We start from the raw sequence: 14459 nt of genomic DNA, 5'->3' as shown, positions 1-14459 counted from the left end.
CGCAATGTCGTACGTCACCAAGACGAGACCTGTCGAGCACGTCTCGCGCGGCAGGCGGTTCGTCGGAGCCGTGGACGAACGGCTGGGCCTGGACGCCCTTCGTTACCCGGTGCCCGAGCACGCCAACAACCTCGCCTGGAGTCTCGGAGGTCTGACGGCGGTCGCCTTGGCCATCCTCATCGCCACGGGTGTCGTGCTCGCCCAGTTCTACGACCCCACGCCTGAGGTAGCCAACGCGAGCGTGCGCACCATCGTCGAGGACGTGGCGCTGGGCCGGTTCACCCGGTCGCTGCACTACTGGGCGGCCCAGGCGATGTACGTCCTGGCCGCTCTGCACCTCATTCGCGTCTTCTTCCACGGCTCGTACAAGCGTCCTCGTGAGGCCAACTGGGTCATCGGGCTCAGCATGTTCGGCTTGACCTTCCTGGCGATCTTCACCGGCACCGTGCTCAAATGGGACCAGGAGGGGTACGAGGCGCTGGCCCACAACCTCGAGCTCGGCCAGTTCCTCGGCGGCGCCGGGTTCTGGTTCTCGACGTCCTTCGCCGCCCACACTCCGATCCTCGTGCGGCTCTACTCGGCACACATCATGCTGATCCCCGGCCTGATCGTCATCCTCGTCACCCTCCACGCGCTGCTGATCAAGCGGCACAAGATCTCGAACCACCCGGGCCTGCCCGCTCCGGCCCCCGACACTCCCGCGAGTCTCGAGCATGGAGGCCCCCTGCCGCCCGCCCGTTCATCGCTCGTGGAGGTCACCACTCCTCCGGGAGAGACCTACCTCGAGGCACGGGAGCCGTTCACCCATCACCTACGCCGCGTCGGAGCACTAGGGCTGGTGCTTCTCGGCGTGCTCAGCATCGTCGCCGTGCTCTTCCCGCCGCCGGTCGGTCCGACCCCCGTCGCCGGCGTCGAGGTCACCAAGCCGATGTGGCCCTTCTGGTGGATGTTCACGCTGGAGAACTGGTTCGGGCTACCTGCGATCCTCTGGGGCGGGCTCGCGCTGTTCGGACTGTTGTTTGCGGTCCCATTCATCGACCGCAACCCCAAGCGGTCGTGGCGCACCCGCCCGGTCGCCATGACCTCGGCGGCCCTGGTCATTCTGGCGCTGATCGTGCTGACCATCTTCATGGGAATCACGACGCCCGCGACCCACCTGTAGATGTGGTCCCGGAGGAAGGTCTGGCCGTGAACCGCCCCCACCGCAACTTCTGGATCTTGGTGACCGCGTCGGTTGTCGCCGTCGGGCTGCTGTCGACCGCGGTTCGCATGCCGCCGAGCCCACTCGCCGGGATCCTGACGGCGGTTGCCGGGCTGGCCGCGGCGGCGTCGCTCGCTCTGGCCGGTCGCATCCTCGTCGTCACCACCCGATCGAGCACCACCACCCGCGCCCGGCGACGAAGGGCAAACGATCTTGAATGATCGACCCCCGCTCTGAGGACACCCCCTCACTGGCTGAGCTACTCCTCGCTGGGATCGTGTGTCGCGTCGAACTCCATCGCCTGGCCAAACCTCGTCGCGATGACTACCTCGTGACGTCAATTGCCGCCGTGAACGTCGGGGTGTGCGTCCTACCCTGGGCCCGACCCAGGCGACAGCTGTCGTCGGCGACCCCGTGAGGTCGCCTCGGGCTGCGACCCAGCCCAGCGGCATACGGCATGATGCTGGCGCTTGGCTCGATCCGCGGCTCACGCGGAAGCGGTTGGTACTTCATCAAACCTTGACGGGAAGCAAGCCGTTCGCAGGTGGGAGGTGCCTCAGGCTTGCGAACCATGCCGGCATGCCAAGAGGGTGAGCCACGAGGAAGCGGGAGCACTTGGGATGCACGACGACACGGACCGCACGAGCACTGATGCAGAACGAAGCGGCAGACCGAAGTCGGCTGGGACAGCTCGACGGGTACTTCTTCCTGCGATCGTTGTTGCGATTGGTGCGGCGGGCGCTTTCGCCACCGTGAATCGAGGCGGTGTCGACGAGGGTGTGCGAGAAGGGCGCCTGGGCACAGCTCCGTCGCCGGCGAGCGCTTCCCACGATGGCATGGTCTCGGGGGCGGTGTGGGTGGCCAACGAAGACGGGGCGAGCCTCAGCGTCATCGACGCCGCGACCAACACGGTGGTGACGTCGGTCAAGGGCGTAGAGGGCCCGCACAACGTGCAGGTCTCACCTGACAGCCGGACCGTGTGGGCCGTCAGTGGCCACGACTCCATGGCAGTCATGCTCGACGCTGGAACCCTGGCCTTGCACGGCGTCGTCCCCACGGGAGCAGCGCCGGCCCATGTCATCGTCACCCTGGATGGGAAGACGACATACACCACCAACGGAGCCGACGGCACCGTCACGGCGATCGACGCCGCCACGATGAAACCGCTGGCGACGATCCCGGTTGGGGAGGGGCCGCACGGCTTGCGCCCGAGCCCGGACGGCAGGTGGATCTACGTGGCCAACGTGTCAGGCAACACCCTGAGCGTGATCGACACTTCTGCGAACACCAAGGTCGCCGACATCGAGGTCGGCAAGGCGCCCGCCCAGGTCGCGTTCTCCCCGGATGGACGCTTCGTGTACGCATCGATCAACGCCGAGGACGCGCTCGTGAAGGTTGATGTGCAGACCCGCGAGGTCGTGGGCAGGGTGATGGTCGGCGACGGGCCGATCCAGACGTACGTGAGTCCGGACAACCGCTACGTCCTGGTCGCGAACCAAGGCACGAAGGAACGGCCCGGGACGACGGTGTCTGTCATCGACACGACGAGCTTCACGGTCGCGCGCACCGTCGAGACCGGGCAAGGCGCCCACGGTGTCGTCGTCGACCCGTCGAGCCGGCACGCATACGTGACCAACCTCTACGGCAACGATGTCGCCGTCCTCGACCTCAACGAACTGCGAGTCGTCGGGCGTATCCCGGTGGGCGACAAGCCGAACGGCATCAGCTTCTCCACCGTGCCGGTGAGCGAGCAGGCCCCGGTCACCATCGAGCTGCCCGAGGGGCAGGGAATCGGGGACCAAGGGCACGGCGGCGACGGCCACTGAGGCGGCCCCACGGAGACGCGCGTCCGTGACCCGCGGCCCAGGATTGGCGCGGCGGACGTGGGGTCGTCAGCTGTCGCGCGGCTCTGGCGCGGAGGAGGTGAGCGGGCTGTGTGGCGCGCTCGGCAACGCGATCGTGAAGGTCGCGCCTTTCCCTGGGCCGTCGCTCGCGGCGGTGAGGCCGCCGCCGTGGGCGTCGACGATGGCCCGGCTGACCGTGAGACCGACGCCGGAGCCTGCCCGGTCGCGGTCACGGGCGGTGTCTCCGCGGTAGAACCGTTCGAAGACATGTGGCAGCTGACCCGGCTCAAGCCCCTCGCCCGTGTCGGCAACGACGATCTCGACCTCGTCCGAGGGCTGGCGGGCGAAGAGCCGGACCGTGCCGCCCGCGGGAGTGTGACGCAGGGCGTTGCGAAGGAGGTTGTCCAGCACCTGGCCCATTCTCTGGCGGTCGACCTCGAGCCTGACACCGGGTGCGCCTTCGGTGTCCGCGACGAGATTGACGCCCTTCCTGGTGAACGCTTCGCGTTGGGACTGACCGGCTGACCAGATGAGGTCGCCGACCAGGACCAGGTCCCGCTCGAGGGAGATGCGTCCCTCTTGGGCCCGCGACACCTCGTCGATGTCCTCACTGAGGCGGGACAGCCGATCGGTCGCCTCGGTGAGCACCCGGTCGGTCTGGGCGTCCCAGGTTCTGAACCCCTCCCGAAGTCCCTCGGAACACAGCTTGATCGTGGTGACGGGCGTCCGCATCTCGTGGGCCAGGTCCGACAGCAGCCGTTGGCGAGTGTCCTCGGTCTGCTCCAACTGTGCTGCCATCAGGTTGAAGGCGGCCCCGAGTGCGTCGAGCTCGGCCCCTGACCCGGTCGGCGCCACACGGGTGGCCAGGTGTCCCCTGGACAGCTCTCGGGCCGCGTCGGCGAGCACCGCCAGCGGGGCCTGCAGACGGCGGGTGACATACCACGTGACGGCGCCCGCACAGAGGAGAGCGATGATCAGGGCGACCCCGAGCGAGACCACGGACGCGTCCCGGTAGGCCTCCTCGATGTGCGCGAGCTCGGGGGAGTGCTCGGCGTGTCCGGCTTTCAGCAGGTGTTGGTGGAACAGTGGCGGCCCGACGAACAACGCGACCAGGCCAGCGGTCAGGATGCTCGCGACGAGGACCGACACCTGGGCCAGCATCAAGCGTGAGGAGAGCCGTTGCGGTCTGGGCACGACGTTCATCCTTTGCCCATGCGGTAGCCGACGCTGCGGATCGTCTCGATGTACTTCGCCGAGTTGGCGTCGTCGCCCAGCTTGCCCCGGATGTGTCCGATGTGGACGTCGACGACATGTTCGTCGCCCATCCAACCGGTGTCCCAGACCTCGTCGATGAGCGCGCGTCGCGTGAAGACGAGCTTCGGTCGCCCTGACAGCGCATCAAGGAGGTCGAACTCGGTCCGCGTGAGCGGCACCGGCGTTCCGGCGACGGTGACCTCGCGGCCGGGCACCTCGATCCTGAGGTCGCCGAAGACCCGAGCAGGCTCCTCGACGACGGACGGACGGACGTGGGGCTCCGTCCGTCGTGGGCGCCTCAGGACCGCCTGGATCCGGGCCAGCACCTCATTCGTGCTGAACGGCTTGGTGATGTAGTCGTCGGCACCCACGGACAGTCCGACCACGCGTGCGACCTCGTCTGCTCGTGCCGTGAGCATCAGGATGTAGCAGTCGGAGAACATCCGTATCTGGCGGCAGACCTCCACCCCGTCGAACCCGGGAAGGCCCAGGTCCAGCATGATGACGTCAGGATCGAACTCCCTGGCTGCCGAAACCGCGTCCGGTCCCGTGTAGGCCTCCAAGGTCACGTAACCAGCCCTGCCGATGTAGTCGCTGACCATCTCCGCGATGTCACGCTCGTCGTCGACCACCAGAACTCGCGCGCGGTCCGCCGGTGAACCAGTGTGAGGTGTCTCCATGCGCCCAGTGTTGTCTGCGAAATGTTCGGATTCACCCTCTGGGGCCAGTTTGGCCGGTTCTTCGTCAAACCTTGATCCGGCCTTGCGCCGAGACAAACCCTCGGCAAGCAAGAGTGGCTTCGAGACAGAGATTCGGCGCCAGAGGAGTGAGAGGTCATGACCAACCACTGGGCGAGCTACGGGATGGACTGGTGGATGTGGGTGCTGATGATCCTGGGGATCCTGGGCTTCTGGGTGCTCGTCGCTGCGGTCGTCCGTTCGGTGATCCAAGCCGAACCGAGCGCTCCGGAATCGACTCCGGCATCAGGGCCTGACCCCTTGCGACTGCTGGACGAGCGCCTCGCCAGGGGAGAGATCGACACCCAGGAGTACCAGCACACCAGGAACGTCCTCACCGGCTTTCGCTGACATGCGGCCTGGCCGGTGCAGTCAAGAGCCCCCGCGAACCCACGGAGGGAAGCATGAACAGCCTGAGCCGACGCAGCGTCATCCTCGGCAGTTTGGGCATCGTCGCAACGGGCACGCTTGCCGCCTGCTCCGCATCCCAGCCCGCCGGAACCCCAACTGCATTCGGGACGCCGACGGCCGATCCGACAACCCCCGGACAGCGCGTCACGACGGCGAAGCTGATCGCCAAGCGCGCGACACTCGATCTCGGTGGGCCCGAGGTGGGGACCTGGGCCTATGGCGACACGGCCCCCGGGCCCCTGATCCGCGCCACGGCAGGCGACCTCGTGCGCGTGACGCTGGACAACCAGCTTCCCGCCGACACGTCCATCCACTGGCACGGCATCGCGCTGGCCAACGCCGCCGACGGCGTGCCCGGGATGACACAGGACCCGATCCGGCCGAGCACCACGTTCACGTACGAGTTCGTCGCGCCCGACCCGGGCACGTACTTCTACCACCCGCACAGCGGCGTCCAGCTCGACCGCGGCCTCTACGCGGCTCTGATCGTCGACGACCCGCAAGAGCCGGGCGGGTACGACCTCGAGTACGTCGTCGTGCTGGACGACTGGGTCGACGGCACCGGCCGGACCCCCGATGACGTCCTGACGCAGCTGATCGCCAAGGGCGGCTCGGCCACCTCAGGCGGCATGGGCGGCATGGGCGGCATGGACCACGGCTCGATGGGGATGGGCGGGGGCGCCGCGCCGTTCGGGGATGCCGGCGATGTCCAGTACCCGCACTACCTCATCAACGGCCGGGTGCCCGCCGCCCCGGATGTCCTTGCGGCCAAACCGGGGCAGAGGGTCCGGCTGCGGGTCATCAACGCCGCCTCGGACACCATCTTCACCGTCGCGCTCGGCGGCCACCGGATGACCGTGACGCACAGCGACGGCTTCCCCGTGCAGCCGACGGAGACGGGTGCCTTCTACATCGGGATGGGGGAGCGGTACGACACCGTGGTCACCCTGAAGGACGGCGTGTTCCCCTTGGTTGCTGCTCCGTTCGGCAAACAGGGGCAGGCCCTGGCGCTGGTGCGCACCGGCGCCGGCGCGGCCCCGCCGGCGACCCTCCGTCCCGATGAGCTGGCCGGGCCCGTGCTGCTCGGGACCACCCTCGTCGCTGCCGAGTCAGCCCGGCTGGCGCAGCGTGACGCCGAGGCGACCGAGGTGATCCAGCTCAACGGCCAGATGGCGCCCTACCAGTGGGGCATCAACGGCGGTCCGTTCGGGGAGAACGAGCCGATCGTGATCACCAAGGGCGAACGGGTCCACCTCGACCTGGCCAACATGACGATGATGACCCACCCGTTCCACATCCACGGCCACACCTTCGGGCTGCTGAGCAGCGGCCTGCGCAAGGACACCGTGCTGCTGCGCCCGATGGAGACCATCGCGGTCGAGCTCCAAGCCGACAACGCCGGCGACTGGGCAGCGCACTGCCACAACATCTACCACGCGGAGGCAGGGATGATGATCGGGCTGAACTACCGTGCCTGACGTGATCCCCCCACCCTGATGGCGCCCCAGCCGGAGGTGCAGCCGCCCTTCCCCCTCGCGCTGCACCTCCGGCTCTGCTTCTCGGCGCCGGCACCGTTCGGGCTGCGCGACGACGTGTGGGGCCCGCTGCTGAGCCTGCCGGTCGGGTTCTACTCGGCGTGGGTCCTCTTCGACCGGGGCGTTCCGGGGCACGCCGCGTTCTGGCTCGTGCTCGTCGCACTCATCGGCGGCCCCGCGACGTTCCTGACGTGGGTGGAGTCGGCGCCGACGTCCAGACGGCGCTCCTCTTCGCGATCACCGTCGTGGTCATCACGTGCCCCGACGCGCTCCGGGCTGGCGACGCCGACCGCGATCATGGTCGGCGCAGGCCTCGCCGCCAAGCGAGGCGTCCTCTTCACGAACGCCACCGCCCTGGAGACGTCGGCCCGCATCGACACCGTGGTGAGGGACAAGACCGGCACGCTGACCAAAGGCACGCCCGAGGTGACCAGACTCATCGCCGCCGGCCTCGACGAGCTTGACGTGCTCGCGCTGGCTGCCGCGGTCGAGAAGGAGCCCGAGTACCGCTGGCCGCAGCCGTTGTCTCGTATGCCGCTGAGCGCGGTCACGCGGGGAGAGTGGCCTCGGGCTTTCGCAACGTTCCGGGACACGGTGCCGTCGCCGATGCGGACGCACGTCGCGTCGTGGTGGGCAACCGCAAGCTCATGGCGGACGAGGGTGTCCAGCTCGGCGATCTGCTCGCCCGGCGGGACGAGCTCGCCTCGGCGGGACTGACGGCCGTGCTCGTGGGGGTCGACGGGCGCGCCATGGCGGTGATCGGACTGGCTGACGCCGCGCGTGAGACGTCCGCAGGCGCGATACCCTCGGTGCGCGAGCTCGGCGCGCAGGTGGTCAGAATCTCGGCTGGGCCGTTGGCTACAACGTCATCGCCCTGCCCATCGCTGCCGGGGTGTTCTCGTCGTGGGGCCTGACCCTGCGACCCCGAGATCGCCGCGCTGTCGATGTCCGGGTCAAGCCTCATCGTCGCGGTCAATGCCCTCATACTCAAGCGGCTCCGCCTGCCAGCGCCGGCGCGACCAACGAACGCTGCAGCGACCGCGGAGGAAGCCGGCCTGGCTCGCCGCGGCTAGCCAGGCCGGCTGTGGCCCTCACCGACATCACGCTTGGTGTTGACGGTGAGGGCTCGTCCGTCAACCCATGGGACAGGTGTGGCTGGGGTCCCATCCCGAGATGCCTCCGTGCAGGCCCGGGTTGTGCATCCCGTCGAAGCCCATCGTCTGGGTGCAAACCTTGACCTGCTGTCCGTAGTCGGCCGCCGAGTCGGCCGCCTGCGCCGGCCCCGCGAGCAGCAGCCCTGATCCGGCCAGCGAGACGACGGCCAAAGCCTTGAGCATGTTCCGCATGAGGGTGCCTTCCATCGGGGGTGGCGGCCGGGAAGCAGCCGCCCGTGAAGCCATCATGGTTCGACGACGGGGGTCGCGTAACCCCTGCGCGCAAACCTTCATCGATCCTTGTGAAGCCGCCGGGTCCGGCCTTCATGTACCGCCGTCAGTCTGGAACCTGGGGCTGAGCGCCACACCGTCGGCGCCCCTGAACCGAGGAGCAGGACATGGCGGGATTCATCCAGCAGAACTGGGTCGGCATCATCGTGGTGGCGGCCATGCTGGCCATGCACCTTGGCGAGCACCGGCGTGGCGGGCTCCGGCGTGGCGGACACAGCGGACGCGGTGTGCGCGGTGGGTGCGGTGCTGGCCATGCCCGTCAGGGCACTCACCTGGGCGGGGACCAGGCGCACGGTGAACCTCATCAGCTGCGACGGCCTGAGGAAGGCACGGAGGCCCCGACCGCGCTGGTCTCCGACGTGGGTCACCCGGACCCGACACGCGACGCGGTCAATCCCGACGACGACCAGCCGGTGCGCCGGGACCGCGGCCAACGATTCCTGAGGCCACCGGACCGCCAACCGCACTGAGAACCGGATCGGCCACGCTCAGCGCCATCCCCTTGCTCGGCCTCGACCTGACTTGCACCCCTCACCCTTTCAGGAGCGACCTCCATGCAACCCGTCCTCTTCTCCATCCTGGGCTTCGACGTCCAGACGTACGGCGTGAGCAAAGCCCTGGCCGCGTGGGTCGCGGCCGTGCTCCTGGCTCGGGCCTTCGAGGCCCGCGGCCTCGACCGTGAGCGTGCGTATTCGTTCGTGTTGTGGTCGACGGTGTGGGGGTTCGCCGGCGCCAAGGTCTATTTTCTGCTGGAGCAACTGCCCACGCTGACGGTGCACGACTTCGGCGGGATGGGCTTCACGTGGTACGGCGGTCTCATAGCGGGGACGCTGGCCGCCGTGGTCATGGTGCGACGGTGGGAGCTACCTCTCGGTGCGGTGGCCGGTGCCGCGGCGGTGCCGATGTCCGTCGGTTACGCGGTCGGCCGACTGGGCTGCCTTCTGTCCGGCGACGGCACCTACGGACGCCCGACCACCCTGCCGTGGGGGATGACGTTCCCGAACGGGGTGGTGGCCACGGACGTGCCCGTTCACCCCACGCCCCTGTACGAGGCCATCGGCGCGCTCGTGATCGCCGCGATCCTGTGGTGGCTGGGCCGACGTACCAACGGGCCGACGATCTTCGCGGGATACCTGATCCTCAGCAGTGCCGCCCGCCTCCTCGTGGAGTTCCTCCGCACCAACTCGCCGGCATTTCTCGGTCTGACTCAGCCCCAGCTGTGGGCGGTGGTGGGCATCGCCGCAGGCGCCCTGTTGGCCTGGGTCGCCCGGCGGCGCCGGCGGGAAGAACAGGGACCTGTCGGCGTCCCCAGCGCGGAGGCCGGGATGAGCGACCGCGAACCAGCGGGGCTGGCGCGATGACCACGCGCGACGACGACACGCACGCCCTCCTGGGCGCGTTCGTGCTGGGCGGCCTGTCCGACGAGGATGTGACGGAGTTCCGGAACCACCTCCGCTCATGCCTTCAGTGCAGGCAGGAACTCGATCAGGTCGCCGAGCTCCCGCGCACTCTCGAGCTGGGGCGACCCTCAGAGCCCGGGTGGCTGGCGCCCATCTAGGTGGTCGGACCGAAGCCTGTTCGTGCTCGTCTGGTCGATCTTCACCAGACCTTGACGGGCCGTCCGCGCAACCCGACATCCTGACGCGCTTGTATGGCTCCAGGGAACCAGTACCCGGTAGGGGTATACCCGCCGGTTGACCGGCTCTGCCAACACACCAAAGATGCGGAGGTAAGTCCGATGACCATCGCGGATGGCGCGATCGTCTTGTCAGCGCTGGTTCTCACCGGCCTGCTCGGGTGGTTCTTCTTCGGTCCGAAGAAGTCCCGCCGGGCCGCGGTTGAGGGGGGTGTCCAGATGGTTCGAGTCGGAGTGAAGGGCGGCTACAGTCCCGACTTGATCGAAGTTCGACCGGGCCTGCCGGTACGGATGATCTTTGATCGCCAAGAAGCCGGCGACTGCTCCTCGCGGGTAGTCATCCCTGACTTCAAGATCAACCAGCTGCTCCCGGCCTACGCGGCCACCGCGATCGAGTTCGTGCCTCGCGAAGAGGGCGACTTTCGGTTCACCTGCGGGATGAACATGCTCAGCGGGATCGTCCGCGTCTCCCGCGGCGAAGCGTCCAGCTCGGCCGAGGACGCCACGACCTCCCGAACCACGGTAGCCCTGGCCGAGCGGCCACCTGCAGACAGCGGCTGCGTTCACGAGGACGGCGGATGTGAGCACGGCGGATGTGAGCACGGCGGATGTGAGCACGGCAAGCACGGCGGCTGCGATCACGGGGCCCATGGCGGCTGCGAGCACCACGGCGAGCACCACGGCGCGCACGCCGATGGCGACCACGCGGCTCACGCGCACGTGGCCCTCGACCACCCGGCTGGGCACCCCGAGGTGGGCGTTGTGGACGGTGAGTACGCAGCCGGCGAGGACGCCGAAGCGGCCGAACGTTCCGTGGAGATCAAGGACCTGACCCGCCGGGTGGTCTTCGGTGCGATCCTGACCGCGCCGGTCTTGTTCGCCGTGATGCTCACGGAGTTCTTCGGCGCTACGTGGGTCCCTGAGCTGCTGATGAACCGCTGGTTCCAGCTGGCCTTCATCGCGCCGGTGATGTTCTACACCGGGTGGCCGATCCACCGGACCGGGTGGCTCGCGCTGTCCCACCGCACCGCGGACATGAACTCGTTGATCACGCTGGGCACGGTCGCGGCGTTCGGGTACAGCCTGGTCGTGACGTTCTTTCCGGGGATCCTGCCGCAGGACGTGCGGGAGGTTTACTACGAGGCCGTCGGCGTCATCATCACCCTGATCCTCCTTGGTCGGCTCCTGGAGACCACGGCGAAGGCGGGCACGGGCGAGGCGATCCGCACCCTGATCGGCCTGCAACCACGCACCGCCCGCGTCGTTCGGGACGGGATCGAGACCGAGGTCGCCATCGACGACGTCCTCGCCGGCGACATCGTCGTGGTCCGCCCGGGGGAGAAGCTGCCGGTCGACGGGTACGTGCTCGAGGGCAGTTCTGCGGTGGACGAGTCCATGGTCACCGGGGAGCCGATCCCCGTGACCAAGTCGCCCCGCGACGAGGTCATCGGCGCGACCATCAACCAGACCGGGTCCTTCCGCTACCTCGCCACCAAGGTGGGCGGCGAGACGATGCTCGCGCAGATCATCAAGCTCGTCCGCGAGGCCCAAGGCTCGAAGGCCCCGATCCAGCGGCTCGTCGACAAGGTATCGAGCTACTTCGTGCCGGCCGTCATCACGGTCGCCGTCTGGGCCCTCGTCGTCTGGGCGCTCGTCGGGCCGGCACCCGCTTTCGTCTTCGCGTTGGTCGCCGCGGTTTCGGTGCTGATCATCGCCTGCCCGTGCGCGCTCGGCCTGGCCACGCCCATGTCGATCACCGTCGGCACCGGGAAGGGCGCCACCAACGGGATCCTGATCCGATCGGCTGAAGCCCTCGAGACGGCTCACCAGCTCGACACGATCGTGCTGGACAAGACCGGCACCATCACCAACGGAGCCCCGGTCCTGACTGATGTCCTACCGGTTCACCCGCTTGGTGCCGAGATCCTGCTGACCCTCGTGGCCGCCGTTGAACGCTCATCGGAGCACCCCTTGGCCGGCGCGATCCTGGCCGGCGCGCACGAGCGCGGCCTGGAGCTCCCCGAGGTGACCGCCTTCGACTCGATCACCGGGCAGGGCGTGCGCGCCCTCATCGGTGGACGCGAAGTGCTCGTGGGCAACAGCCGGCTGCTCGCCGGTGCGGGAATCGACCCCCAGCCGCTGCTGGGTGACCTCGACCGCTTGGCCCGCGACGGCAAGACGCCGATCCTCGCCGCGGTCGACGGCTACCCTGCCGGCGTGATCGGCGTCGCGGACACCGTCAAGGACGGCTCCGCCGCGGCTGTCGCCGCGCTACAGGCCCGGGGGATCGAGGTCGTCATGGTGACCGGCGACAACCGTGCGACAGCGGCTGCCATCGCCCGCCAGGTCGGCATCCGGCGAGTCGTGGCTGAGGTCCTCCCGGAGCACAAGGCCGCCGAGGTCAAGCGGCTTCAGGCTGAGGGCAAGGTCGTCGGAATGGTCGGCGACGGCATCAACGACGCCCCGGCGCTGGCCCAGGCTGACGTCGGCTCGGCCATCGGCACGGGAACCGACGTCGCCATCGAGTCCTCGGACATCACTCTCATCTCGGGGGCGCTGTCCGGAGTGGTCACCGCTGTCGACCTGTCCCGCGCGACGATGCGCAACATCAAGCAGAACCTGGTGTTTGCGTTCGTCTACAACGGCATCGGCATCCCCATCGCCGCCGGCGCCCTCTACCCGGCCCTCGGCCTGACCTTGAGCCCGATGATCGCCGCGGCCGCCATGGCCCTGTCCTCGCTGTCGGTCGTCGCCAATGCCAACCGGCTCAAGACCTTCCGGCCCCCGCCCGTCAGCGACACTGTCCACATCGACCCACTCGAGCCCACCGTGGAGGTGGGGCGCGAGACCGAGCCCGCCTCGGAGCCAACCCCAACGAGAAGGGAAGCACACATGAACAGCACGACCCACCAAGCCATCGATCCGGTCTGCGGCATGACCGTCGACCCCGACGACGCCGCCGAGACAGTCGAGCACGAGGGAACCACCTACTACTTCTGCTCGGGGCACTGCGCCAAGGCATTCCAGAAGGACCCGGCCAAGTACGCCGGCGCCACCGCGTAACCGGATGCGGGTGCCTGCCCTCATCCACGGCCAGGCACCCGTCCAGGCGGACGGACGAGGAGAGCAGAGCGATGAACGAGGAGCCGTCGACGTGGCGCCGAGAACAAACCCGGCTCGAGGCTGTCCGGCGACTGCACCGTGTCGAGGGCCAGGTCAGGGGGATCGCCGCCATGGTCGAACAGGACCGGTACTGCATCGACATCCTCACTCAGGTCGCCGCGGCCTCACGGGCCCTGCAGGGTGTGGCCCTGGCCCTCCTCGAGGACCATATGCGGCACTGCCTCGCCACGCCAGGAATCAAGCCGCCCGAGTCGATGCTCACCGGAGCGTCCGAGGCGATCGCCCGGCTGGTGCGCAGCTGACCGCGCCCGCTCACGCATCCAACACCCGAATCTAGGCCATCCAGGGACGACCGGAGGAGGACTTGACGCTCGCGGGAGCCGTCGGCGGGCGCGTCACCGTGCAACCCGGCACCTTCCACCGGGACAGGGATCTGGTACCCGTTGCCGAATGGCAGGTCGTGCACGACCAAAAATACCGATGCCCTCACCGTCCGCGCTTCGGGCCAAGGCAGCGGCTTCGCGGCCGAGGACCTACGTGCCGACCTGAGCGGCGAGCTCGAGCGCCTCGGCCCGGTGGTGCCGCAGATCCACGTGGACATCGTTGCCAAGGTGCCCCAGACGGCACTTGGCAAGGCACCGCTGATCCCCTCGATAGCGTATTTCCTGGTCTGTCGCCTCGGCTCAGGCTCACTGGCACAACGCCCCAATCGGCCAGCTGTCGACGCCGACCCCGTAGCCGAAGGCGCTCGGGACCATCAGCACCCACAGCGCCCCGTGAGGCGTGATCATCGGGTCAATGGTGGACATCATGCCCGTCGGAGGTCGTCACAGTCGGGGTGGGCGCCTCCACGGGTACATCCGCGCCGCCGGACCCGATGGCGGGACCGATCACGAAGGCCGACAGGGAGAACAAGCCAGTGAACACGGCCACACCCACCACCGGGGCCCACACCGTCCTAAACCTCGATCGCAACCTCCTCAGCAGCGGGATGCTCATGAGAAGGCCCACCCCGTAGAGAATCCCGTTCCCCAGGGCGCCGGTGAGCAACGCCGCCCCGGCCAGCAATCCGACGTGGTGCATGACGTGCGGCAGGATGCCCAGCGCCGCGCCCAGACCGGCCCGTATCGTCGCCCAGGCGCTGCGAAGGAGACTCTTGGGTCGGATGGAGAGGCTGGAACTCTCGCTTCCTGAGCCGGTGGCCTCGGCGGTTGGCGAGGGCTCCTGCTGGCTGGTCGCGTTGGGCATGTTTCGTCCTGTGCTCGATGTGCTG

14 protein-coding genes are annotated in these 14459 nt (G+C 68.5%); 10 read left to right on the top strand and 4 right to left on the bottom strand.

Annotation, left to right across the window (positions count from 1 at the left end; all coding sequences use genetic code 11):
• The first annotated feature begins 4 nt into the window (after nucleotides 1–4).
• The 3 genes from INTCA_RS15185 to INTCA_RS15175 all read left to right on the top strand — a co-directional run bounded on the left by INTCA_RS15185 (nucleotide 5) and on the right by INTCA_RS15175 (nucleotide 3027).
• Nucleotides 5–1162 carry a cytochrome b gene (locus tag INTCA_RS15185; protein ID WP_013493807.1) on the top strand — a complete coding sequence of 386 codons (1158 nt, stop codon included), beginning with the start codon at nucleotides 5–7 and terminating at the stop codon, nucleotides 1160–1162.
• 26 nt (nucleotides 1163–1188) lie between these two features.
• Nucleotides 1189–1422: a hypothetical protein gene (locus INTCA_RS15180; RefSeq protein WP_148236629.1), complete on the top strand. Its 234-nt coding sequence runs from the start codon at nucleotides 1189–1191 to the stop codon at nucleotides 1420–1422.
• Between the two features lie 636 nt (nucleotides 1423–2058).
• A complete protein-coding gene (locus INTCA_RS15175; protein ID WP_244859837.1) occupies nucleotides 2059–3027 on the top strand; it encodes a YVTN family beta-propeller repeat protein in 969 nt (322 codons plus the stop codon).
• Between the two features lie 66 nt (nucleotides 3028–3093).
• On the opposite strand, the gene INTCA_RS15170 is transcribed toward INTCA_RS15175, so the two are convergent.
• The gene (locus INTCA_RS15170; protein ID WP_041307810.1) at nucleotides 3094–4248 is read right to left on the bottom strand and encodes a sensor histidine kinase; all 1155 of its coding nucleotides are present in this window, start codon (nucleotides 4246–4248) and stop codon (nucleotides 3094–3096) included.
• On the bottom strand, nucleotides 4245–4979 hold the full coding sequence (locus INTCA_RS15165) for a response regulator transcription factor (protein WP_013493803.1): 735 nt from the start codon (nucleotides 4977–4979) through the stop codon (nucleotides 4245–4247). The genes INTCA_RS15170 and INTCA_RS15165 overlap by 4 nt, the downstream gene beginning before the upstream one ends.
• Nucleotides 4980–5135: 156 nt before the next feature.
• Between INTCA_RS15165 and INTCA_RS15160 the strand changes: the two genes are divergently transcribed.
• From INTCA_RS15160 to INTCA_RS20595, 3 genes are read left to right on the top strand one after another with little or no spacing between them, the layout of a single operon-like run.
• Nucleotides 5136–5387, top strand: a complete 252-nt coding sequence (locus INTCA_RS15160; RefSeq protein WP_013493802.1) for an SHOCT domain-containing protein — start codon at nucleotides 5136–5138, stop codon at nucleotides 5385–5387.
• A gap of 53 nt (nucleotides 5388–5440) precedes the next feature.
• A complete protein-coding gene (locus tag INTCA_RS15155; protein ID WP_013493801.1) occupies nucleotides 5441–6925 on the top strand; it encodes a multicopper oxidase family protein in 1485 nt (494 codons plus the stop codon).
• Nucleotides 6926–6943: 18 nt separating this feature from the next.
• Complete coding sequence (locus INTCA_RS20595; protein ID WP_052338032.1) at nucleotides 6944–7699, top strand: heavy metal translocating P-type ATPase; 756 nt, start codon at nucleotides 6944–6946, stop codon at nucleotides 7697–7699.
• Nucleotides 7700–8115: 416 nt separating this feature from the next.
• Here the strand turns inward: INTCA_RS20595 and INTCA_RS15145 are convergent, their stop codons facing one another.
• On the bottom strand, nucleotides 8116–8328 hold the full coding sequence (locus INTCA_RS15145) for a hypothetical protein (RefSeq protein WP_013493800.1): 213 nt from the start codon (nucleotides 8326–8328) through the stop codon (nucleotides 8116–8118).
• A gap of 653 nt (nucleotides 8329–8981) precedes the next feature.
• Here INTCA_RS15145 and INTCA_RS15135 point away from each other — a divergent pair.
• The 4 genes from INTCA_RS15135 (at nucleotide 8982) to INTCA_RS15120 (ending at nucleotide 13488) form a co-directional block, all read left to right on the top strand.
• Complete coding sequence (locus tag INTCA_RS15135; protein WP_013493798.1) at nucleotides 8982–9788, top strand: prolipoprotein diacylglyceryl transferase; 807 nt, start codon at nucleotides 8982–8984, stop codon at nucleotides 9786–9788.
• Nucleotides 9785–9985: a zf-HC2 domain-containing protein gene (locus INTCA_RS20680; protein WP_013493797.1), complete on the top strand. Its 201-nt coding sequence runs from the start codon at nucleotides 9785–9787 to the stop codon at nucleotides 9983–9985. Before INTCA_RS15135 ends, INTCA_RS20680 begins: the two co-directional genes overlap by 4 nt.
• A 93-nt stretch (nucleotides 9986–10078) precedes the next feature.
• Nucleotides 10079–13126 (top strand): heavy metal translocating P-type ATPase, encoded by a 3048-nt coding sequence (locus INTCA_RS15125; RefSeq protein ID WP_083807923.1) that lies wholly within the window; start codon nucleotides 10079–10081, stop codon nucleotides 13124–13126.
• Nucleotides 13127–13197: 71 nt separating this feature from the next.
• Nucleotides 13198–13488: a metal-sensitive transcriptional regulator gene (locus INTCA_RS15120; RefSeq protein WP_013493795.1), complete on the top strand. Its 291-nt coding sequence runs from the start codon at nucleotides 13198–13200 to the stop codon at nucleotides 13486–13488.
• Between the two features lie 493 nt (nucleotides 13489–13981).
• Here the strand turns inward: INTCA_RS15120 and INTCA_RS15115 are convergent, their stop codons facing one another.
• Nucleotides 13982–14434, bottom strand: coding sequence for a hypothetical protein (locus INTCA_RS15115; protein WP_013493793.1), 453 nt, complete (start codon nucleotides 14432–14434; stop codon nucleotides 13982–13984).
• Nucleotides 14435–14459: the final 25 nt, after the last annotated feature.

The sequence above is a fragment of the Intrasporangium calvum DSM 43043 genome (assembly GCF_000184685.1).
Classification (GTDB): domain Bacteria; phylum Actinomycetota; class Actinomycetes; order Actinomycetales; family Dermatophilaceae; genus Intrasporangium; species Intrasporangium calvum.
Note: the sequence above shows the minus strand (reverse complement) of the source record. Positions and strands in the feature narration are given on the sequence as shown.

What these genes read in the sequence shown, in the direction of transcription:
- INTCA_RS15125 (WP_083807923.1), top strand. Translation starts at nt 10,079, where the DNA reads ATGGCTCCAGGGAACCAGTACCCGGTAGGGGTATACCCGCCGGTTGAC.
- INTCA_RS15160 (WP_013493802.1), top strand. Translation starts at nt 5,136, where the DNA reads ATGACCAACCACTGGGCGAGCTACGGGATGGACTGGTGGATGTGGGTG.
- INTCA_RS15185 (WP_013493807.1), top strand. Translation starts at nt 5, where the DNA reads ATGTCGTACGTCACCAAGACGAGACCTGTCGAGCACGTCTCGCGCGGC.
- INTCA_RS15115 (WP_013493793.1), bottom strand. Translation starts at nt 14,434, where the DNA reads ATGCCCAACGCGACCAGCCAGCAGGAGCCCTCGCCAACCGCCGAGGCC.
- INTCA_RS15135 (WP_013493798.1), top strand. Translation starts at nt 8,982, where the DNA reads ATGCAACCCGTCCTCTTCTCCATCCTGGGCTTCGACGTCCAGACGTAC.
- INTCA_RS15155 (WP_013493801.1), top strand. Translation starts at nt 5,441, where the DNA reads ATGAACAGCCTGAGCCGACGCAGCGTCATCCTCGGCAGTTTGGGCATC.
- INTCA_RS20595 (WP_052338032.1), top strand. Translation starts at nt 6,944, where the DNA reads ATGGCGCCCCAGCCGGAGGTGCAGCCGCCCTTCCCCCTCGCGCTGCAC.
- INTCA_RS15120 (WP_013493795.1), top strand. Translation starts at nt 13,198, where the DNA reads ATGAACGAGGAGCCGTCGACGTGGCGCCGAGAACAAACCCGGCTCGAG.
- INTCA_RS20680 (WP_013493797.1), top strand. Translation starts at nt 9,785, where the DNA reads ATGACCACGCGCGACGACGACACGCACGCCCTCCTGGGCGCGTTCGTG.
- INTCA_RS15165 (WP_013493803.1), bottom strand. Translation starts at nt 4,979, where the DNA reads ATGGAGACACCTCACACTGGTTCACCGGCGGACCGCGCGCGAGTTCTG.
- INTCA_RS15170 (WP_041307810.1), bottom strand. Translation starts at nt 4,248, where the DNA reads ATGAACGTCGTGCCCAGACCGCAACGGCTCTCCTCACGCTTGATGCTG.
- INTCA_RS15145 (WP_013493800.1), bottom strand. Translation starts at nt 8,328, where the DNA reads ATGCGGAACATGCTCAAGGCTTTGGCCGTCGTCTCGCTGGCCGGATCA.